At 71.7% G+C, this 21,848-nt stretch carries 12 protein-coding genes; 10 read left to right on the forward strand and 2 right to left on the reverse strand.

Annotation, left to right across the window (positions count from 1 at the left end; all coding sequences use genetic code 11):
* Positions 1 to 3: 3 nt before the first annotated feature.
* From IEY73_RS08750 to IEY73_RS08760, 3 genes are all read left to right on the forward strand, one after another.
* Positions 4 to 1,815 (forward strand): ABC-F family ATP-binding cassette domain-containing protein, encoded by a 1,812-nt coding sequence (locus IEY73_RS08750; RefSeq protein ID WP_189078590.1) that lies wholly within the window; start codon positions 4 to 6, stop codon positions 1,813 to 1,815.
* A 79-nt stretch (positions 1,816 to 1,894) separates the two neighbouring features.
* Positions 1,895 to 2,356 carry a DUF4383 domain-containing protein gene (locus IEY73_RS08755; protein ID WP_189078591.1) on the forward strand — a complete coding sequence of 154 codons (462 nt, stop codon included), beginning with the start codon at positions 1,895 to 1,897 and terminating at the stop codon, positions 2,354 to 2,356.
* The gene (locus IEY73_RS08760) at positions 2,356 to 2,820 is read left to right on the forward strand and encodes a DUF4383 domain-containing protein (protein WP_189078592.1); all 465 of its coding nucleotides are present in this window, start codon (positions 2,356 to 2,358) and stop codon (positions 2,818 to 2,820) included. Before IEY73_RS08755 ends, IEY73_RS08760 begins: the two co-directional genes overlap by 1 nt.
* 32 nt (positions 2,821 to 2,852) lie before the next feature.
* Here the strand turns inward: IEY73_RS08760 and IEY73_RS08765 are convergent, their stop codons facing one another.
* Both IEY73_RS08765 and IEY73_RS08770 read right to left on the reverse strand, forming a co-directional pair.
* Positions 2,853 to 3,455: a TetR/AcrR family transcriptional regulator gene (locus IEY73_RS08765; protein WP_189078650.1), complete on the reverse strand. Its 603-nt coding sequence runs from the start codon at positions 3,453 to 3,455 to the stop codon at positions 2,853 to 2,855.
* Between the two features lie 137 nt (positions 3,456 to 3,592).
* A complete protein-coding gene (locus IEY73_RS08770) occupies positions 3,593 to 4,555 on the reverse strand; it encodes an acyl-CoA desaturase (protein ID WP_189078593.1) in 963 nt (320 codons plus the stop codon).
* Between the two features lie 415 nt (positions 4,556 to 4,970).
* On the opposite strand from IEY73_RS08770, the gene IEY73_RS34075 reads away from it, so the two are divergent.
* From IEY73_RS34075 to IEY73_RS08805, 7 genes are all read left to right on the forward strand, one after another.
* Positions 4,971 to 11,756 (forward strand): type I polyketide synthase, encoded by a 6,786-nt coding sequence (locus tag IEY73_RS34075; RefSeq protein WP_189078594.1) that lies wholly within the window; start codon positions 4,971 to 4,973, stop codon positions 11,754 to 11,756.
* Entirely contained in the window at positions 11,750 to 16,186 is a 4,437-nt protein-coding gene (locus IEY73_RS08780) for a type I polyketide synthase (protein WP_189078595.1), read from the forward strand. Before IEY73_RS34075 ends, IEY73_RS08780 begins: the two co-directional genes overlap by 7 nt.
* A gap of 12 nt (positions 16,187 to 16,198) precedes the next feature.
* Positions 16,199 to 16,492: an acyl carrier protein gene (locus IEY73_RS08785; protein ID WP_189078596.1), complete on the forward strand. Its 294-nt coding sequence runs from the start codon at positions 16,199 to 16,201 to the stop codon at positions 16,490 to 16,492.
* A gap of 31 nt (positions 16,493 to 16,523) precedes the next feature.
* Positions 16,524 to 17,294, forward strand: a complete 771-nt coding sequence (locus IEY73_RS08790; protein WP_189078597.1) for an alpha/beta fold hydrolase — start codon at positions 16,524 to 16,526, stop codon at positions 17,292 to 17,294.
* Positions 17,287 to 18,216, forward strand: a complete 930-nt coding sequence (locus tag IEY73_RS08795) for a sulfotransferase domain-containing protein (protein ID WP_189078598.1) — start codon at positions 17,287 to 17,289, stop codon at positions 18,214 to 18,216. Before IEY73_RS08790 ends, IEY73_RS08795 begins: the two co-directional genes overlap by 8 nt.
* Positions 18,213 to 19,919, forward strand: a complete 1,707-nt coding sequence (locus IEY73_RS08800) for a hypothetical protein (RefSeq protein ID WP_189078599.1) — start codon at positions 18,213 to 18,215, stop codon at positions 19,917 to 19,919. The genes IEY73_RS08795 and IEY73_RS08800 overlap by 4 nt, the downstream gene beginning before the upstream one ends.
* 94 nt (positions 19,920 to 20,013) lie before the next feature.
* Complete coding sequence (locus IEY73_RS08805; RefSeq protein WP_229715678.1) at positions 20,014 to 21,834, forward strand: hypothetical protein; 1,821 nt, start codon at positions 20,014 to 20,016, stop codon at positions 21,832 to 21,834.
* The last annotated feature ends 14 nt before the right edge of the window (positions 21,835 to 21,848 follow it).

Below are 21,848 nucleotides of genomic sequence, written 5' to 3' on the forward strand. Positions count from 1 at the left end.
ACCGTGGCCAACATTGTCAATCTCGACCGGGTGAGCAAGGGATACGGCGCGGCCGGTCAGCTACTCACCGACGTCTCCGTGGGACTGGATGACGACGCCCGGGTGGGCATCGTCGGCCTCAACGGGGCCGGCAAGTCGACGCTGCTGCGCATGCTGGCCAAGATCGAGGAGCCGGATTCCGGGCGCGTGACTCATCGTCGTGACCTGCGCGTCGCGACGCTGCCGCAGACGCTCACGCTGGCCCCCGGCGCGACCGTCCGGGACCTGGTGCTGGGCACCGCCTGGCTGGCGGAGGGCATGGGCGCCGAGCACGAGTGGGCCGGCGACGCCGGGGTGCGGGCCATCCTGGACGGCCTCGGTGTGCAGGGCAGCCTGGACAGCCCGGTGGGGTCGATGTCCGGCGGCGAGCGACGCCGCGTCGCGCTGGCGGCCCTGCTGGTGCGCGAGGCCGACCTGCTGATCCTCGACGAGCCCACCAACCACCTGGACGTGGCCGGGGTGGACTGGCTCGCCCGGCACCTGCTGGGACGTCGTGGCGCGCTGACCGTGGTGACCCACGACCGCTGGTTCCTCGACGCGGTGTGCACGGCGACCTGGGAGGTCGTCGACGAGTCCGTGCAGACCTACGAGGGCGGTTACGCGGCGTGGACGCTTGCTCGTGCCGAGCGGCAGCGGCTGGCCGCCGCCGCGGAGGCGCGTCGGCAGAACCTCCTTCGTAAGGAGATCGCCTGGTTGCGCCGCGGACCGCCGGCCCGCACCTCCAAACCCCGATTCCGGATCGAGGCGGCGAACGCGCTGATCGCCGACGTCCCCCCGGCGCGGGACACGGTCAGCCTGCAGCGCCTGGCCACCACGCGGTTGGGCAAGCAGGTCTACGACCTGGAGGGTGTCACCCTGAACGCCGGGCCCAAGACGATCCTGCAGGACGTCACCTGGCAGGTCGGTCCGGGCGACCGGATTGCCGTGCTGGGCGTCAACGGCGCCGGCAAGACCACGCTGCTGCGCCTGCTGGCCGGGCTGGGCACACCGGCGGACGGGACTCTGCGGACCGGGTCCACCGTGCGCCCCGCCTTCCTCTCCCAGGAACTGGCCGAGCTGCCGGGCCGGCTGCGGCTGCTGGAGGCCGTGGAGGAGGTGGCCAAGCGGGTCCGGCTGGGCGACCGGGAACTGTCCGCGGCGCAGCTCGCCGAGGTTTTCGGCTTCACCGAGCGGCGGCTCTGGACGCCGGTCAGCGACCTGTCCGGCGGCGAACGTCGTCGGCTGCAACTGCTGCGGCTGCTCGCCGGGGAGCCCAACGTGCTGCTGCTCGACGAGCCGACCAACGACCTGGACACCGACACGCTCGCCGCGCTGGAGGATCTGCTGGACTCCTGGCCGGGCACGATGATCGTGGCAAGCCACGATCGCTATCTGGTGGAACGGGTGACCGACACGGCGTACGGGCTGCTCGGCGACGGTCGGCTGGTGCACCTGCCCGGCGGCGTGGAGGAATACCTCACGCGTGCGTCGGCGTCGCCGCAGGGCCTGGCGCCCGCGCCGGCCGGCACCGTGGCGGCAGCATCATCCGCGGCCCCGGAGCCGACGGGCATGTCCGCCGGTGAGGCGCGGGCCGCGCGCAAGGAATTGGCACGTCTGGAGCGCCGGCTGGCCAAGCTCGAAGGCCAGATCGTCGAGATCAACGAGAGCCTGGCCGAGCATGGCTCCGACTATGAGAAGGTCGTCGAGCTGGACGCGCGGTTGCAGGCCGCGCAGCGTGAGCGCGCCGAGGTCGAGGAGAACTGGCTGGAACTGGCGGAAAGCGTGCCGGAGGGCTGATCCGGGGGTGCCCCTGCGCGGCGGCACGGCGATGCGCGAGAATCGCCGTGAGATCACGACCGACGTTGGAGACGGACCCATGGCGCACAACCCGCTCAACCATCCACTGCGTCCGCTGTACCGCGCGCTCGGCGGGCTGGTGGGCATCTACCTGGTGGTGTTCGGCGTCGTCGGCTTGGCGATGACCGCGGGCGACGGGCTCTTCGGGCAGCCGGACGAGCGGGTTCTCGGGCAGGGTGCGAATCTGCTGTGGTCCCTGGTGTCGGTGATCGCGGGTGTGGCGGTCCTGGCCGGCGCGGTGATCGGTCGCAATCTCGACATTGAGATCTACAAGTATGTCGGCTGGGGCATGCTGGTGGTGGGCAGTTACGCGCTGGCGTCCCTGCGCACGGACGCGAACTTCCTCGCGTTCACGATGGCCACCGTGGTGGTCGCCTATGTGCTCGGCATGGCTCTGATCACTGCCGGGCTTTACTGCAAGGTTGGGCCCGCCGAGCACGGCGGCGCCCCGCGGCAAGTAAGGGAGGGCCGTCCGGCCTGATGGCGCATTACCCCCTCAACCACTCCCTCCGCCAGACGTACCGCTTCATCGCCGCCCTCGGCGGCCTCTACCTGGTGCTCACCGGGGCCATCGGCATCGCGCAGACCTGGGGCGACGCCTTCTTCGGCGACACCTCCGACTGGGTGCTCGGGGTACGGGTCAACCCGGCCGGCGCCTGGTTCTTCCTGATCGCCGGCCTGGTGGTGCTCGGCGCCGCGACGGTCGGCGGAAACATGCTTCACCAGGTCAACTTGATCCTCGGATGGGCGCTTCTCGCCGTGTCGATGATCGAGCTGGCGGTGATGCAGACCGACGCGAACGTGCTGAACGTGTCGATGGTCAACGTGTTCGCGCTGATCGTCGTGGGGCTGCTGACGCTGACCGCCGGCCTGTACGGGCGCGTCGACGAGGTTGGCCCCGAACGGCGGACGCGCACCAACCGCACCAGCACCCCGGTGAACTGACGCGTCCCGTCCCGCACGGGGCGGGACGCACTTCAGCGCGCCTTGCGGGTCAGCAGGACGGGCTTGGCCTCCAGGTGGGACAGTCCGTTCCAGGCCAGGTTGACCAAATGGGCGGCGACCATCTCTTTCTTGGGCTTGCGTGCCTCCCGCCACCATTGCCCGACCAGGGCCACCATGCCCACCAGCGCCTGGGAGTAGAGCTCGGCGAACTTCGGGTCGAAGCCGCGGCTCTTGAACTCGTCGCCGAGGATGTGTTCCACCTGGTGGGCGACGTCATTCATGACGCTGGAGAAATTGGCCGCCGGGGACAACACCGGCGACTCGCGGACCAGCACGCGGAAGCCGTGTGGTTCCTGCTCTATGTAGTCCAGCAAGGCCAGAGCCGCTTGTTCGAGCAGTTCCCGCGGGTGTCCCGCGGTCAGCGCGGCGGCGATCCGCTCCAGCAGCGAGCGGACCTCCCGGTCCACCACCACGGCGTACAGGCCTTCCTTGCCGCCGAAGTGCTCGTAGACCACCGGCTTGGACACCTTCGCCCGAGCCGCCACCTCTTCCACACTGGTGGCGTCGAAGCCGCGCTCGGCGAACAGTTGCCGGCCGATGGAGATCAACTGCTCTCGGCGCTGGGCGGCGGACATGCGCACGCGGGAGGTGGCAGGTGTGCCGGCGGCCGTGGTGCGGTGGTTGCGGGCACGCCGGCTGCCTGAGTCGTTGCCGGAGTCGTTCTGATCTGTCACCCCGGCCATGATGCCAGGACGTGAACCGTCGGGTGGGTTCAGTGTGATCCCGCAGCCTTGGCCATCTTGGCGGCCAACCGATCGGGACGCGGCCAGCGCACCGCGTATGCCGCGCCCAGCTTCTCGAAGATCCAGATGACCCGGGCCGAAATGTCGATTTGACCGCGCAGCACGCCGTGCCGGGCGCAGGTCGGGTCGGCGTGGTGCAGGTTGTGCCAGCTCTCTCCGAACGAGACGATAGCCAGCGGCCAGAAGTTGCTGGCCCGGTCGCCGTTGCGCACCTCGAAGGGTCGCTCGCCGTACACGTGGCAGACCGAGTTGATCGACCAGGTGATGTGATGCAGCAGGCCGATGCGCACGATGCCGGCCCAGAAGAAGGCGCTCAGTGCGCCCTGCCATGACCAGGTGATCAGGCCGCCGGCCAGCGCCGGTCCGAGGGTGGAGAAGATGACGATCGCGGGGAAGGCGCGGTCGATGCGGTCGATGTCGCGGTCGGCGAGCAGATCGGGCGCGAAGCGCGAGCGGTTGGACAACTCGCGGCTGAACATCCACCCCACGTGTGCGAAGAACAAACCCTTGGTGAGGGCCCAGTAGCCGGTGCCGAATCGCCAGGGCGAATGCGGATCGCCCTCCTGGTCGCTGAACGCGTGGTGGCGTCGGTGGTCGGCCACCCACTGGATGATGTTCCCCTCGATGGCCAGCGAACCGGCCAGCGCCAGCGCGACGCGCAGCCAGCGCTTGGCCTTGAACGAGCCGTGCGTGAAGTAGCGATGGAACCCGACCGTGATGCCCAGCCCGGAGATGACGTAGAAGACCGCCCCGATCGCGACGTCCGTCCAGGAGAGCCAGCCGCCCCACGCGATCGGGATGGCGGCCAGGACGGCAAGGAACGGCACAATCACGAACGCGTACAGCGCGATGAGCACGCCGGTCGGCTGGGCGCCCTCGGTCAGGGGCTTCGGCCCGGTCTTCGTGGCGGGTTCGGCGAGCACGGATGTCATGGCACCTCGCTAGGTGAAATGCGGTGCTGTCGGCAGGCGGGGGCGTGCGATGCGGGGACGGACGCGGCGGCCGGCGGCACGGTCGGAGGGCTTCCGACAGCGACGCCCGCGGCGCAAAAGCTACGCCTACGTCACCGTAACCTACGCCACCGTAGCTCGGTTTGGCTTCGCCGCCAATGGCTCCGTCGGGTCATACGCCGAAGGTATGGAAGAACTGCTGTGTGAGGTTATGACGGCAGAAAAGCCAGGGAATCTGCACCAAATGGGCAGGAAGAACTGCACCACTTCCCTTCATGAGGCGTAACCGTGCCGTAACTAGATCCAGATAGCTTCGGCCTGCGAGCGACATTCACGTATTGAAATCGCTCGATCCTACGACGGCACCGGAAGACACCCCTGACGAAGCGGGAGTCCGATGAGTACTGCACGCGATCCCATTCCCTCGATCCTCGCGGTCACCGGTGGCGAAGGACTGGAACCGAGCACCCACACCGCCCTGGCGGCGGCGCGGGCCGGTGCCCACGCCGTCATCGACCTCGGTTCCGGGGGCGACTGGCCGCTGCGCACACTGGCCGGAGCCGCCGGGCGGGCGAGCCGCCTCGGCGTCCGGGTGCCCGCCGGGTGCGCGGCGCAACCGGCCGACCTCAAGCGCATCGCCGCGGACACCGTCGACCTCGTCGTGCTGGGCCCGGGCTCGTCCTGGCCGGTGGCCGAGACGGCGCGGCGCTACCCGGTCATCGCCGAGGTCACCGATCTGGCCGAGGCCGATGCGGCGCTGCGCGGTGGGGCGTGCGGGCTGATCGCCCGTGGCATGGAGTCCGGCGGCCGGGTCGGCGATCTGAGCGCGTTCGTGCTGATGCAGCAGCTTCTCGCCGCCCACCCAGGGCAATCGGTATGGGTGGCCGGGGGCGTCGGACCGCGTACCGCCGCGGCCTCGGTGGCCGGCGGGGCAGCCGGCGTGCTGCTCGACACCCAGCTCTGCCTGCTGCCGGAATCCACGGTGCCCGACGATCTCGCCGCCGTGCTGCGGCGCATGGACGGCACCGAGGTGGTGTCCGAGGACGGACGTCGCGGCCTGCGGCACGCCGGACGCCTGCTGCCGATCGGGCAGGACGGCTGGCTCGCCGCCGACTTCGCCCGCCGGTATGCCGACGTGGCCGCCGCCGTACGCGACGTGCGACGGTCCATCGAGGATGCGCAGGACACCGGCGAACTCGCCGCGGTCCTGCGTCCGGGCGCGCCGCTGGCCCGTACGCTCGGCGTGCAGCTCCCGGTGGCGCAGGGCCCGATGACCCGGGTGAGTGACGAGGCGGGCTTCGCCGCCGCCGTGGCGCAGCACGGTGGCCTGCCGTTCATCGCTCTGGCCCTGGCCGACGCGGAACAGACCCGGCGCATGCTGACCGAGACCGCGGCCCTGCTGGGTGACCGACCCTGGGGCGTCGGCGTGCTCGGCTTCGCACCGGAGGCGTTGCGGGCCGCGCAGATCGAGGTGGTCCGGGAGGTGCGGCCATCCTGCGCGATCATCGCCGGAGGGCGCCCGGCGCAGGCCCGGGAACTGGAATCCGAGGGCATCAGCACCTTCCTCCATGTGCCCTCGCCGGGACTGCTCCGCCAGTTCTTGCAGAGCGGGATGCGCAAGTTCGTCTTCGAGGGCGCCGAGTGCGGCGGCCACGTCGGGCCGCGCGCCAGCTTCCCGCTGTGGGAGGCGCAGTTGGCGGTGCTGGCGGAGTTCCTCGACGAGAGCCCGCCCGGCACCGGCGACGACCTGCGAGTGTTCTTCGCCGGTGGCGTCCACGACGCCCGCTCGGCGGCGATGGTCGCCGCCATGGCCGGCCCGCTGACCCGCCGTGGCGCGCAAATCGGCGTCCTGATGGGCACCGCCTACCTGTTCACCGCCGAGGCCGTGCAGCATGGGGCGATTCAGCCGCTGTTCCAGCAACAGGCCATCGCCGCGGACCGCACCGCGCTGCTGGAGACCGCGCCGGGCCACGCCACCCGCTGCCTGCAATCCTCCTTCGTGGATGACTTCCATCGGCTGCGCGCGGAGCTGGAGGCGGCCGGCGTGCAAAACCGATCCATCTGGGAGCAGCTTGAGCTGCTGAACGTGGGACGGCTGCGGATCGCCGCCAAGGGCCTGCGCCGGGACGGCGCGCACCTGCTCGCGGTGGATGCGGACCAGCAAGCCGCCGAAGGATTGTTCATGGCCGGCCAGGTCGCGGTGCTGCGCGACGCCGCAACCACGATCGCGGACCTGCATCGCGAGGTCACGGTCGGCGCGGCGGAACTGCTCGCCGCCCGTGCCCCGGCGGCGGAACCGTCCGCGCCCGAGGCGGACGCCGCGCCGTTGGACATCGCGATCATCGGCATGGCCTGCGTGTTTCCCGGCTCACCGGATCTGGCGGCCTTCTGGGAGACCGTGGTGGGGGCGGCCGACGCGGTGGGGGAGGTGCCCGCCGGCCGCTGGGACCCCGACGTCTACTACGCGGCCGAGGTGGGGCCGGGCCAGACCGGCCGGGTGACCGTGTCGAAATGGGGCGGGTTCATCGAGCCGGTGCCCTTCGACGCCATCCGGTACGGCATCCCGCCGGCCGCCCTGGCGAGCATCGATCCCACCCAGTTACTGGCTCTGGAGATCGCCTGCCGAGCGCTCGCGGACTCCGGCTACCCGCACGACGCCGGTGCGGACCACGCCCGCACCGGCGTGGTCTTCGGTGCGGAGGCGGGCAGCGACATGAGCCAGACGCAGACCCTGCGCACCATGTTGCCGGCGTACTTCGGTGAGGTGCCGTCGCAGTTGGAGGGGCTGCTGCCGCGGGTGACCGAGGACTCGTTCCCCGGCGTGCTCGCCAACGTGATCGCCGGCCGGGTGGCGAACCGTCTCGACCTCGGCGGTCCCAACTACACCGTGGACGCTGCCTGCGCCTCCTCGCTGGCCGCCATGGACTCGGCCTGCAAGGAGCTGATCAGCGGCGCCAGCGACCTGATGATCTGCGGCGGCGCCGACCTGCACAACGGCATCAACGACTATCTGATGTTCACGTCGGCGCATGCGTTGTCGCCGACCGGTCGCTGCCGCACCTTCGACAGCACCGGTGACGGCATCGCCCTCGGTGAGGGGGTCGCCTGTGTGGTGCTCAAGCGTCTTGCCGACGCGGAACGCGACGGTGACCGGATCTACGCCGTCGTCAAGGGCCTGGGCGGAGCCAGCGATGGACGCGCCCTCGGGCTCACCGCGCCCCGCGCGGAGGGGCAGCGGCGCGCGCTGGACCGGGCGTACGCCAGCGCGGGTGTGTCACCGGCGCAGGTCGGCATGGTGGAGGCGCACGGTACCGGCACCGTGGTCGGCGACCGCACCGAGTTGGAGACGCTTACCAAACTGTTCACCGAATCCGGCGCCCGGCCCGGCGGAGCGGTGCTCGGGTCGGTGAAGTCCCAGATCGGTCACACCAAGTGCGCCGCGGGCATGGCCGGGGTGATCAAGGCGGCGCTCGCCTTGCATACCGGGGTCCGGCCGCCCACTCTGCACCTGACGAGCCCGAATCCGGCGTGGGATCCGCAGACCAGCCCGTTCGCTTTCCACACCGCAGCGTCGCCGTGGGCCGCCGCCGCCCCCGACCGGATGGCCGGGGTGAGCGCGTTCGGCTTCGGCGGCACCAACTTCCACGTGGTGCTGGGCGCCCATGCGCCGACCGCTGACCCGCGGCACGCCCGGCGGCAATGGCCCGCCGAGTTGTTCCTGTTCCGCGGCGGCACCGTGGACGCGGCCCGGCGCGCCGTCCGTACGCTGCTCGACCGGCTTCCCGGCGCGTCGACGTTGCGTGCGTTGGCCGCCGCGGCGTCCACCGCGGCGAGCGATTCGCGGCTCGGTCCGGTACGCATCGCGGTGGTCGCATCCGATGTGCACGACCTGGTGGTGTTGCTGCAGCGTGCCATGGATGGCGACGATGACCCGCGACGTGGCCTGATCCAGCCGCCCGCGGCGACCCCGGCGCCCGGCAAGGTGGCTTTCCTCTTCCCGGGGCAGGGCAGTCAGAAGCCGGCCGCGCTGGCCGACCTGTTCGTCGCCTTCCCCGAGTTGCGGCACTACCTGGACCTCGGACGGGAGTGGGCCGACCTGCTGTTCCCCGCTGCGGCCTTCGACGAGGAGACCAGCGCCGCGCAGGCGGACCGGTTGCGCGACACTCGCGTGGCGCAGCCCGTGCTGGGCATCGGCGGACTGGCCGCCGACCACGTGCTGCGGCGCCTCGGCGTACGCCCGGACATGGTGGGCGGGCACAGCTACGGAGAACTCGTGGCGCTGTGCACGGCCGGCGCCTTCGATCCGGCCACCCTGCTGTCGCTGAGCGGCCGGCGCGCCGCGGCGATCCTGGACGCGGCCGGTGACGACCCGGGAGCCATGGCGGCGGTGTCCGCGGACCGTGACCGGATCGCCGCGGTGCTCGCCGCCGCCGCGCTCGCCGACCAGGTGGTGCTGGCCAACCAGAACACCCCCACGCAGACGGTGATCTCCGGTCCGACGGCGGCGGTCGAGCGCGCGGTCACCGCGCTGACCGAGGCGGGCGTGCGGGCGCGCCCCATCAGCGTCGCGGCGGCCTTCCACAGCCCGGTGGTGGCGGCCGGCGGGGAGACGTTCGCCGCGGTGCTGGCCGATACCCCGGTCGCCGCGCCCGGCCTGCCGGTGTGGTCGAACCGCAGCGCTGAGCCGTACCCGGCGGACCCGGACGCGGTGCGGGCCGGCCTGGCCGGACAGATCGGCGCGCCGGTGCGGTTCGTCGACCAGATCGAGGCGATGTACGCCGCGGGCGCACGGGTCTTCGTCGAGACCGGACCCGGCCACGTGCTGGGCAACCTGGTGCGCGACATCCTCGGCGACCGGGCGCACCTGGTGGTCGGCGTGGACGGCGCCGGCGACGGACTGCGTGCCTTGCTGACCACGGTGGGACAACTGGCGTGTGCGGGCGTCGGCGTGCAGACCGGCTGGTTGTTCGCCGGCCGGGACACCACGACCACCGCCACGGCCGGGGACCGGCCCCTGTGGACGGTGGACGGCCAACTGGTCCGCGACCGCAACGGCGACACCTTGAGCGGCGGCATGACGCCCGCCCGGCGAGTGGAGGAGCTCACGACCATGGCCACCTTCGAATCCGACGGATCGGCCCGCGACGGCCGCACGGAGCTGGTCAGCGAGTTCTTGCGGACCAGCCGCGACTTGATCGCCACCCAGCGTGAGGTGTTGCTGGCCTATCTCGGCGACGGCGGAGTCCCGTCCCGGCCCCCGGCCACCCCGGTGGCCGCATCGTTGCCGCCGGCACCCGCCCTGGACACGGTGGAGGTAGTGCTGGCGCCGCCGTCGCCCGCCACCGCGCCGCCGCCGGTCGCCGACCCGACGGATGCCGGCCCGCCCTCCGCGCCGGGTGCCGGGCTGGATGTGCAGGCGGCGGTGCTGGCGGTGATCAGCGACCGGACCGGATATCCGTCGGAGCTGATCGAGCTGGACCTCGATCTGGAGGCGGATCTGAGTGTGGACTCGATCAAGCGGGCGGAGGTGGCCGGTGAGGTGGCGAACCGGCTGAGCCTGTCGGTGGACGGGGACGAATCGGAGCTGGAGGATCTGGTCAAGGCGCGTACGGTGCGGGCGATGGTGTCCTGGTTGGACATCCGGATCAACGGAGCGGACGCGCCCGCCCCGCAGATCGCCGCGGCGGCCGTCACCACGGTCCCCGCGCCGGTGAGCGCGCCGGTGAGCGCGTCGGTGCCCGAGCGGGTCGGCCTCGCGCCGCAACGACTGGTGCCCGGCCATCGGCCCGCCGCACCGTCCGCCGGGCCGGCGCCGGAGCTGGCCGATGCCACATTCCTGATCACCGGCGGGGCGGCCGCCGGCGCCGGGCTCGCCGAACTGCTCGCCGAAGCGGGTGCGCGGGGCATGAACGGCGCACCCACGCACGCCGATCCGGTCGGCATGGACGGTGTGCTGATGCTCGACGGACTCACCGACGGCGGGCCGCTGTTGCCCGATGCGTTCGCGTTCGTCAAGAAGGCGCTCGCCGCCGGTCCGCGCTGGCTGCTCGCCGCCGGTCCGCTGGACGGCGGCCCGCGCACCGACGGCATGCCCGGCCTGTTCCGCACCCTGGCCCGGGAGTATCCGCAGGTGACCGTGCGTTGGGTGGCGATCGGTGAGGGCGTGGACGCGGCCGGGGCGCTGGTGGAGGAACTGCGCGAGGCCACGCCCGCGCCGGTCGTGGTGCGACGTTCCGGCGTACGGGAGGTGGAAGAGCTCACCGAATCCGGGCTGGGCGTGCTCGCCGACGGCGGCGCCGGGCCGGCCGGCGAGGGTGTGGCCGAGGCGCAGGCGATCGGCCTGGACGCGGACGCGGTGGTGGTGCTGATCGGCGGTGCCCGGGGCATCACGCCCTGGTTCGCCCGCGCCGTGGCGGGCGCCGCGCGGTGCCGTATCGAGCTGGTCGGCCGCACACCGCTGCCGCAGACCGACGAGGACCCGGAGATCACTCAGGCCGCCGACAAGGCCGCGCTGCGCGCCACGCTGGCCCGCCGCGGCATGCGGTCGCCGGCGGAGATCGACCGGGTCGCCTCCGGAATCCTCGCCGCGCGTGAGGTGAACGCGACCATGACCGAGCTCGCCGAGCTGGGCGCGAACGTCCGCTACCACGCGGCTGACGTGCGAGATGACGGCGGCATCCGGCGGCTGATCAAGCAGATCCACGACGAGCACGGCCGCATCGACGGGGTGGTGTACGCGGCCGGGATCATCGAGGACAAGCTTGTCGAGCAGAAGGATCCGGAGTCCTTCGAGCGGGTGTACCGCACCAAGGTGGACGGTGCTCAGTCGGTGCTGGACGCGCTGGACGCGTACGGGGCACGCCCGCGGTTCGTGGTGATGTTCGGCTCGATCGCCGCGGCGTACGGCAATCGGGGTCAGAGCGATTACGCCGCCGCGAACGACGCGCTGGACGCGATGGCCGGGCGTTGGGCGGCGTCCGCCGGGAGCCGGGCGCTGACCGTCCACTGGGGACCGTGGGCGCCGGTGGGGGTGCACGGCGGCATGGTGACCCCCGAGCTCACCGCCGAGTACGCCCGCCGCGGCATCGGTCTCATCGACCCCGAGGAGGGCGCGATGAGCCTGCTGCGGGAACTCGCGTACGGCACGCGGACCTCGGTCGTCCTCACCGCCTCCGGATGGTGACCGTGGAACCGATCGCGATCGTCGGGATGGCGGCGATGTTCCCCGGTGCCGCCGATCTCGACCAGTACTGGCAGAACCTGGTGGCCGGCAAGGACCAGATCACCGACGTGCCGGAGGACCGCTTCGACGCGTTGTTCTACGACCCGGCGCAGGCGCATCGGCCGGACCGGCTGTACTGCCGGCGGGGTGGCTTCCTGACCGCCGAGTTCGAGCCGCTCAAGTTCGGCATCATGCCGAACTCGGTCGGTGACATCGAGCCGGACCAACTGATCGCGCTCGAGGTGGCGTCGGCGGCGATCGCCGACGCCGGTGGTCCGGAGCGGATGCCGGACGCCGACCGGGTCGGCGTGGTGCTCGGCCGGGGCGGCATCCTCAGCCCGGCCGCCGCCCGGTACGCCCAGCGGGTGCGCATGTCCAGCCAGGTCATCGGCATCCTCCGGGAGCTCGTCCCGGACCTGGACGAGCAACGACTGGACATGGTCCGGGCCCGTTTCGACGAGCGGCTGGGCAAGCATCAGCCGGAGGGCACCATCGGGCTGGTGCCGAACCTGGCCGCCTCGCGGGTGGCGAACCGGCTGAACCTGCGCGGTCCCGCGTACACCATCGACGCGGCCTGTGCCTCTTCCCTGCTGGCCGTCGACCAGGGCATGACCGAGCTGGCCCAGCACCGCCTCGATGCGGTGCTGGCCGGTGGCACCCACCACGTGCACGACATCAGCTTCTGGTCGGTGTTCAGCCAGTTGCAGGCGCTCAGTCGTACCGGTGAGATCCGGCCGTTCGACGCGGACGCGGACGGCGTGCTGATCGGCGAGGGCACCGGCATGGTGGTGCTCAAGCGACTGGCCGACGCGCACCGTGACGGCGACCGGGTGTACGCCGTGATCCGGGGCAGCGGCACGTCCAGTGACGGACGCTCGGCGAGCATGTTCAACCCGGCCAGCTCCGGGCAGGCGCTGGCGATCCGGCGTGCCTGGGAGATGGCCGGTCTCGACCCGGCCGCGCCGGATGCGCTCGGGCTGCTGGAGGCGCACGGCACCGCGACGCCGACCGGCGACGCGGCGGAACTGGCCACGGTGGCCGAGGTGTTCGGCCCGTACGTCGCGGGTGAGCGTCCGGTGATCGGCTCGGTCAAGTCGATGATCGGGCACGCGATGCCCGCCGCGGGCATCGCCGGCCTGATCAAGGCGACATTGGCGGTCTATCACGGGGTGCTGCCGCCGACGTTGAACGTGACGCGCCCGCGCGCCGAGATGGCGGCGACACGGTTCGAGACGATCGCGGAGGCGCGCCCGTGGCCGGGTGCCGGGCCGCGCCGGGCCGGTGTGAACGCGTTCGGGTTCGGCGGCATCAACGCGCACGTCATCGTGGAGCAGCACGCCACGCCCCTCGCGGCGGCGGTGGACGAACCCGACCGGGTGGTGTGGCTGTCCGCTGCGTCCGTGGCGGCGATGGCCGAGTTGCTGGACCGCCCGGACGTTCGTGACCTGCCGACGGCCGCCAGCGGCGGACCGGTCCGGCTGGGCGTGGTCGATCCGAGCGACAACCGCCTCGCGGCGGCTCGCAAGATGGTCGCCCGCGCTCAGCCGTGGCGGGGCGGACGGGACATCTGGTTCACGCCGCAGCCGTTGCTCGGCCCCGGCGGCGGCAAGCTGGCGTTCGTCTTTCCCGGCGTGGAGGCGGAGTTCGCGCCCCGGGTGACCGATGTGGCCGCCCACTTCGGACTGCCGTACCGCGAGTACACCGCGGACGATCTGGGCCGGCACGGCACCGGGCTGGTCGAGGTTGGCCGGGTGCTGCACGAGGCGCTGGCCCGGATGAACGTACGTCCGGACGCGGTGGCCGGCCACAGCATCGGCGAGTGGACGGCGGCTGCGGTCACCGGGCAGATGAGCACCCGGGGTGTGGACGCTTTTCTGGGCATCTTCGACGCCGACACGGTCGAGGTGGCAGGGTACGCGTTCGCCGCGGTGAGCGCGTCGGTGGATGCCGTGACGCCCCGGCTGGCGGACTACCCGGGGGTGGTCCTCACGCACGACAACGCCCCGGCGCAATGCGTGGTGAACGGGCCCCGCGAGCAGGTCCAGCGCCTGGTCGACGATCTGCGCACCGGCAACGTGCTGTGTCAGTTGCTGCCGTTCCGGTCGGCCTTTCACACGCCGGTGTTCGCCGAGGGGCTGCAGGCGATCGGCGCCGCGCTGGGCCGCTGGGAGGTGCACCCGACCGCGGTCCCGGTGTGGTCCGGCACGCTTGCCGCGCCGTTCCCCGCGGATCCGGACGAGGTGAACGCGCTCTTCATCCGGCACATGATCGAGCCGGTTCGGTTCCGGCAGACGATCCGGGCCATGTACGACGCCGGGATCCGCGCGTTTCTCCAGGTGGGTGCCGGGCAACTGGCCACCGTCATCGATGACAACCTGCGCGAGCACGATCACCTGGCGATGCCGGTGAACGTGTCGCGGCGCGGCGGCATGAACCAGCTCCGCCGGGTCGCGACCGCGCTGTGGGTGGACGGTGGCACACCCGACCGGACGGCGCTGGAGCCGGTGCGGGCATCCGGCTCCCCGGCATCCGGCTCGGCGCCGGGCCGACGTGCGGTGGCGGCGCCCGCCGCGCGCACCGGGCCGCGCATCCGGCTCGACCTGGGCGGGCCGTTGGTCAAGCTGGGCACGGGCGCGGCCGATCTGCTGGGCATGGCCGGGCGCGGCGTGCCGGCGCCCGCCGCTGCGTCGGAGCCGGTGTCGGCGGATGCGAGACCCACGGCATTGGCGGCGTTGCAACGGCTTGCCGGAACTTCCAGCGCGGCGGCCGAGCTGGCCGCGCTGTTGCAGGAGACCGCGCAGGATGCGGTGACGGTGATGAATGTCGCGACCTCCCGGACGGTGGCATCCCGGCCCGCAGCGCCCCCGCGGCCGGTCATCCCGGAGGTGCCCGACGGCCTGCTGGTGCGCAGCGCCCTGGACGTGTCCGTGGAGGCCATGCCGTACCTGCGGGACCACTGCTTCTTCGTGCAGCCCGATGACTGGCCGGACATCGAGGATCGCTGGCCGGTGGTGCCCGCGACCACGGTTGTCGCGCACATGATGGAGGCCGCCGAGGCGGCCGTGCCCGGTCTGCGGGCGATCGCGGTCCACGAGGCGAAGTTCCACCGCTGGCTCATCGCCGCTCCACCGCAACGGGTCGACATCGTGGTGAAGAAGGTCGGCGCGAACCGGCTGTCGGTGGTGTTCGGCGGGTACGCCCGGTCCATCGTCGAGATGGCCGCGGAATACCCGGCGCCCGACGAGCCGGTGTGGACGCACGACCCGGCGACTGAACGGCCGCCGTCGGTCAGCGCCGCCCGGATGTACGAGGAACGGCTGATGTTCCACGGCCCGCGCTTCCAGGGCGTCACCGCGGTGCACGCGCTGGGCGACATGCACGTCCGGGGCGTGGTCACCGCCCCGCATCCGCCGGGCGCCCTGCTGGACAACGCGTTGCAGTTGATCGGGAACTGGCTGATCACCACCCAGCCGTTCCGCACCGTGGCGTTGCCGGTCGGCTTGCGACATGTCCGCTTCTTCGGGCCGCCTCCACCTCCCGGCACCGCGTTCGAGTGCGTCGCCCGGGTCCGCAGGATCGACGACGGCGAGCTGGTCGCGGACACCCAACTGTCCGTCGACGGGCGCGTCTGGGCGCGGATCGACGGCGCCACCGACCGCCGCTTCGACAGCCATCCCAGCGCACGTCCCGCGGAGCGGTTCCCGGAGCGATACCCGATGTCGTTGCGCCAGCCGGAGGGATGGACGGCCGCCTTCGACGCCTGGACCGATCTGGTCACCCAGGGCATGGCCGCGCGGGGCATCCTGGGCGGCAAGGCGGCGCTGGAGTACGAGCGGATGACCGGCGCGGCGAAGAAACAGTGGCTGCTCGGCCGGATCGCGGCCAAGGACGCGGTGCGGTTCCGGCAGTGGGACGCCGGGCACACCGACGTCTACCCGATCGAGCTCACCGTGCGCAACGAGCCCAGCGGTCGCCCGTACGTCGAGGTCCGTCCCGGCCTGGTGGAGTGCCGGGTGTCGCTGGCGCACAGCGGCGAGGTGGGTGTGGCCATCGCGCATCCCAGCCGTGACGTGGGCATCGACGTGGCCGAGGTGACGCCGCGGGACGACGCCACCGTCCGCTTCGCGCTGTCCGAGGCGGAGATCGCCGCGATGCGCGACCCGGAGCGCGACTTCGCCCGGTTCTGGGCCGCCAAGGAGGCGGTCGGCAAGGCGCTCGGCACCGGCCTGGACGGCAACCCGCGCCGGTTCACGGTCGCTGTCGGTGCCGCGGACCGGCTCGATGTCACGATCGGCGACCGCTCGTTCGTCGTGCACACCCGCGACCTCACCAACCCACCCGATCTGCCGCCGCGCCGATACGTCGTGGCCTGGACCGTCGTCGACGAGTAAGGGAGCACCATCATGTCCGCCGACCGCACCGACATCCTCTCCGACATCGACGCCATGCTGCGCGCCGTGCTCGGTGACTTCGACGACGGCGTCGAGATCACCATGGACAGCACCTTCCGCGACGACCTCGGGCTGGAAAGCCTCGACGTGGTCTCCCTGGCCGGCCGGTTGCAGGCGCGCTACGGCGACGCCGTGAACTTCGCCCAGTTCGTCGCCGGACTCGACGTCGCGTCCATGGGTGAGCTGCGGGTCGGGCAACTGGTCGATCACATCGCCGGCTCGCTCGACCGGGTGCCCACCCGGTGACCGGCCGCCGCGCGCGAGGTGGGGGCGGCGCATGAACACCGCCGAGGTCAACGGCATCCGGTTGCACGTCGAGGAACTACCGCCGCAGGGGCCCGCCCGGGGCACCGCGGTGCTGCTGCACGGGATGGCGGGCGACAGCCTGGCTAGCTGGTATCTCACCCTGGCGCCGTCGCTGGCCGCGGCCGGCATGCGGGTGCTGATGCACGATCTGCGCGGGCACGGGCGCAGCGACCGGCCGCCCCGCGGGTACGCACTGGGCCACTTCGTCGACGATGTGGCGGCGCTGCTCGACCGGCACTGGTCGGTGGACGAACCGGTGCATCTGCTGGGCAATTCGTTCGGCGGGACGATCGCCTTCGGGTACGCGGCGCGCCGCCCGGAGCGAGTCGCCGGCATCGTCGCCATCGAGTCGGCCCCGCCCGTGCCGGCCTGGTTCGACCGGATCGAGCGGCGGCTCGCCCAGGCGGCGGCGTTCCCCGGCGGCGGGGGTCGCCGGGTGCGGGACACCCTGGCCCTGCTGCGCGACACCCCGATCCGTGCAGAGCTGCATGCCAGCGCCTTGCCCACCCCGGACGACCTGGCCGGAATCACCTGTCCGGTGCTCTGCCTGTTCGGTGGCGAGTCCGCGGTGCGCCAGCTCGCACCGCAGACCGAGGCGCTGATGCCGCAGACGCGCACGGTGGTGATCGACGGCGGGCGGCACAGCCTGCTCCTGGAACACCGCGCCCAGGTTCGCGACCAGATCCTGCCCTGGTTGCGGGACACGCGGAAATCGTTCGCCGAGGGGACGAGCCATGGATAGAGCCATCATCATCAGCAACGGCCGCTGTGGATCGACGCTGCTGTCGGACCTCATCGCGCGCGAACCGCGGACCTGCTCGGTGCAGGAGTTCTTCATGTCCGTGGCGCCGTGGAACCGCAGCACCGAGGTGATCAGCGGACCGGACTACTGGAAGGTCCTCAGCGGACCGAAGGAGGAGCTCTCCGTGCTCTTCCGCATCGGGGTGCCGCCCAAGGAGGTCCGGTACCCGGAATCCGGCCGGTATGCCGGGGACCTGGTCAACCTGCCCCGGATCCTGGCCATCACGCTGCCCAAGCTGACCGACGACCCGGATGCGTTGTTCGCCCGCCTCGCCGAGCAGGTGCCGTGCTTCCCCACCCAGGCGGTGGCCGCGCACCATCAGCAGTTCCTCGACCTGCTCGCCGAGTCGCTGGGCCGGGACCGCTGGGTGGAACGCTCCGGCGGTTCCAGCCAGGTGGCCACCTCCCTGCTGGCGAACTACCCGACCGCGAAGGTGGTCTACCTGACCCGCAACTGGGTGGACACCGCGGCGTCGATGAGCAAGCATCCGTCGTTCCAACTCGTCCAGTTGCGCGTGGAGACCTACGGCCGGTACGGCGTGGACACCTTCGGCGTGCAGCCCGGCGAGCCGGTGCCCGCGGAACTGGAGCGCTACCTGCCCGGCCGGCTCACCGCGGAGCTACTCGCCGAGCGCGGCGCCGACCCCAGCCGTTACCTGTCCCTGTGCGCGTTCATGAGCAGCCAGGCCGAGCAGGCGCTGGCCGACAGCCCGCCGGCCGGCCTGCACACCATGGCCTACGAAGATCTGGTCCGCGACCCGGTCGGCGGGCTGACGCGGCTGGGTGAGTTCCTCGGCTTCGCCGATCCCGCCGGCTGGGCCGGGTCGGTGGCGCACCACGTGAAGGCGCCGGTGAAGCTGTGAGCCGTCGACTCCTTGCGCTGCTCGGCGCGTGTGTCCTGAGTGCCGCCGCCGCGGCGGTGCCCGCGCAGGCAGCCGACCAGCCCTACTCCTTCCGGCTGCTGGCGAAGGCGCAACCGGACGAGTGCTTCGCCGGCATCGGGCAGCCGTATCCGCCCGGTCCGCCGTGCGCCGAGGGGACACCCAAGGTGAACCAGGCGTACGTGTGGGGGCTGACCAAGGTGGGCGCCGACGTCTGGTTCGGCACCGGTGCCAACACCCATTGCCTGACCAGCGGCGCCACCCTGGATGTGCTGCAGCCGACGGTCAACGACAACTACGTCTGCGAATACGGCGAGAGCCAGATCGCCGAGAACGACCCGGACATCCCGCCGGAGATCGGTGACCAGCGCCCACCGCAGGTCTGGCTCTACAACGCCCGCACCCGGCGCGCGGTCGACAAGTCGGCCGAGATCAGCCGGCGCTCGCCGCAGGACGCCGAACGCCTGCGCACCACCGTCGGGCTGCGCGCCGCCGGGACGCTGCAGGACGTGGTGCTGCTCGGCGGCCCGGCGCTGGGTGACAGCCTGAACCTGTTCGCCTTCCACGCCCGCACGCACCGCTTCATCGGGTCGGTCAACCTTCCGGCGTACGGCAACATCCGCACCTTCCTGGTCGCCGACCGAGCGCTCTACCTCGGTGTGGGCATCGGCCGCAACGGCGGCGCGGGGGGCGCGGTGCTGCGCTGGACCGGTTCCGCCCGTGCGCCGTTCCGCTTCCAGACCGTGGCGGATCTGCCGGTGCAGGCCGCCGACCTCGCCCTGCACGACGGCCGGATCGCCGCCACCAGTTGGCCCGCCGATCAGCCCACGTCGCAGGCGATGCTGGCCGGGGTGTGGATCAGCCCGCCGCTGGCCGACGGCGCTCCGGGACTGCGTCCCGAGGACGCGGCGGGCTGGACGCAGGTGTGGAACGCGCGTCAGTACGAGACCGATCGCGTCATCTCGGCCACCTACGGCGGCGGCGGGATCGCGTCGTACGGCGGGTATCTCTACTGGGGAACCATGCACGTGCCGCTGAAGGCCACCAAGGTGCATCAGACGCTCTATCCGCAGTCCGGCGACGAGGCGATCGCGCTGCAGGTCAAGAACACCCAACGGGCGATCAGCATCTGGCGCGGCAAGGACCTCGGCGGGCCCGGCCAGAGGATCGAGTTGCTGTACGGCGAGAGCACGCTTCCCGCCTACGACCCGGCGACCGGCACCTGGGCCGACGTACCCACCGGCTGGACGCCGAAGTACGGCACGTCCGGATTTGGGTACCAGTTCAACAACTACACCTGGCGGATGGCCGTCACCGACGGGAAGTTGTTCGTCGGCACGATGGACTGGAGCTACCTGATCCAGGACATCGCCGGCCAGGTCACCGGCGGCGGATCCGACGCGGTCGCCCGCGTCACCCGCGCCACGATGGACTCGCCGACCATTCCGATCGACCCCGATCAGTATGGTGGCGACCTCTACATGTTCCCGGCGGCGGAGGCCCCCGCGCAGGCGATCACCAAGACCGGGGCCGGCAATTACCTCAACTACGGCATTCGCAACATGATCGTCGATCGGGACGGGCTCTACCTCGGCATGGCGAACCCGATGAACCTGCGTACCGACCCGGACGACGACGTGCCCGAGGGCGGGTGGGAGCTGATCCGGCTGACCAGGAACCGCTGACGGACGTGGACGGGCGGCGCGCCCGTCCACGCTTTCCGGCGCCCCCGCGGAGTGCGGGGGCGCCCTTCGCATGTTCCGAAAGGAATCGAAAAGCGTGAATATAAGATCGTTCCTGGCGGCCGCCGCGACCGGCGTCGCCTTCCTCGCCGCTGCGGTGCCCGCCGCCGCGGTCCCGGCCGCCGGCCGCGGCTCCGCCGATCGCACCACCGCCACCGCCACCGCTGCCACCGAGGCGGCGACCGCGGCGGCCACCCGGAACCGCGACGAAGCCCTGATCAGCCGGCTGCCCTACCGCTTTCGCCGGCTGGCCAAGGCCCGTCCGGACGAGTGCTTCGCCGGTGTCGGACTCGCTTACCCCGCCGGGCCGCCGTGCCGGGGTGGCCGGCCCAAGGTCAACCAGGCGTACGTCTGGGGGCTCACCCAGGCCGGGCGCACCATCTGGTTCGGGACCGGCGCCAACGTGCACTGCCTGGTCAGCGGCGCCACCCTGGACTATGTCGTGCCCACCGCCAACGACAACTGGACCTGCGAGTACGGAAACAGCCAGACCGCGCTCGCGGACGGTGCGATCCCGCCGTACCTGGGCGACATGCGCGCACCGCAGGTGTGGACCTACGACACGGTGACCGGCCGGTCGGTCGACATGTCCGCGCGCATCCGTGCCCGCGGCGCCGTGGATGCCGCCCGCCTCGCGCACACCGTCGGGCTGCGCGCCGCAGGCACCTTCGGCGGCGTCGTCCTGCTCGGCGGCCCGGCGCTGGAGAACACCCTCAACATGTTCGCGTTCGACGCCACCACCAAGGCGTACCTCGGGTCGATCAACTTCGCGGACTACGGCAACATCCGCACCTTCCTCGTCGCCGACGACGCGCTGTATCTCGGCGTGGGCATCGGCCGCAACGGCTCGGCCGGCGGAGCGGTGTGGCGATGGACCGGCTCGCGCACCGACCCGTTCGCCTTCCAGACGGTGGCGGATCTGCCGGTGCAGGCCGCGGACCTCACCGAGTACGACGGACGCCTCGCGGCCACTAGCTGGCCCGCCGAGAAGCCCACCACTCAGCAGATGCTCGCCGGCCTGTGGATCAGCCCGCGGCTGGCGGACGGCGAGCCCGGCCTCACCCCCGATGACGCGGCGGGCTGGACGCAGGTGTGGAACGCCCGCCAGTACGAGACCGATCGGGTCGTCTCGGCGACCTACGGAGGGGGCGGGATCGCCGCCTTCGACGGATATGTCTACTGGGGAACCATGCACGTGCCGATGAAGTCCAGCACCGTGCACGCCACCGTCTACCCGCCCGCGGACGACGCCACCGCCAAGGAGCAGGCGGTCAAGACCCAACGGGCGATCAGCATCTGGCGCGGCAAGGACCTCGGCGGGCCCACCCAGAAGATCGAGTTGCTGTACGGCGAGTCCACCCTGCCCGCCTGGGATCCGGCCACCGCCGAGTGGCGTGACGTGCCGACCGGATGGACGCCGAAGTACGGCAAGTCGGGCTTCGGATACCTGTTCAACAACTACACGTGGCGGATGACCGTGACCGACGGGAAGCTGTTCGTCGGCACCATGGACTGGAGCTATCTGGTCAAGGATCTGCTGGCCAGCGCGGCGACCGGTGCGCCGGTCAACGCCCGTGCCCGCAGGGCGCTGGCCGACCCGGGCAACTGGCATCAGCCGTACATCAACCCGGCCACCTTCGGCGGCGACCTGTGGATGTTCCCCTCGGCGGGTCAGGCCGCGCAGCCGATCAATGTCCGTGGCGAGGGCAACTACCTCAACTACGGCATCCGGAACATGATCCCGAACGGGGGCGGGGGTCTGTACCTCGGCATGGCCAATCCGATGAACCTGCGCACCGACCGCCGCGACCTGCGTCCAGAAGGCGGCTGGGAACTGCTGGAGATGACCGGACGCTGACCTCGCCCGTACCG

It is taken from the genome of Mangrovihabitans endophyticus (genome assembly GCF_014646155.1).
Classification (GTDB): domain Bacteria; phylum Actinomycetota; class Actinomycetes; order Mycobacteriales; family Micromonosporaceae; genus Actinoplanes; species Actinoplanes endophyticus.

Coding starts and splice junctions, on each gene's coding strand:
- IEY73_RS34075 (WP_189078594.1), top strand. CDS start 4,971: ATGAGTACTGCACGCGATCCCATTCCCTCGATCCTCGCGGTCACCGGT.
- IEY73_RS08795 (WP_189078598.1), top strand. CDS start 17,287: ATGGATAGAGCCATCATCATCAGCAACGGCCGCTGTGGATCGACGCTG.
- IEY73_RS08760 (WP_189078592.1), top strand. CDS start 2,356: ATGGCGCATTACCCCCTCAACCACTCCCTCCGCCAGACGTACCGCTTC.
- IEY73_RS08790 (WP_189078597.1), top strand. CDS start 16,524: ATGAACACCGCCGAGGTCAACGGCATCCGGTTGCACGTCGAGGAACTA.
- IEY73_RS08755 (WP_189078591.1), top strand. CDS start 1,895: ATGGCGCACAACCCGCTCAACCATCCACTGCGTCCGCTGTACCGCGCG.
- IEY73_RS08780 (WP_189078595.1), top strand. CDS start 11,750: ATGGTGACCGTGGAACCGATCGCGATCGTCGGGATGGCGGCGATGTTC.
- IEY73_RS08765 (WP_189078650.1), bottom strand. CDS start 3,455: ATGTCCGCCGCCCAGCGCCGAGAGCAGTTGATCTCCATCGGCCGGCAA.
- IEY73_RS08770 (WP_189078593.1), bottom strand. CDS start 4,555: ATGACATCCGTGCTCGCCGAACCCGCCACGAAGACCGGGCCGAAGCCC.
- IEY73_RS08785 (WP_189078596.1), top strand. CDS start 16,199: ATGTCCGCCGACCGCACCGACATCCTCTCCGACATCGACGCCATGCTG.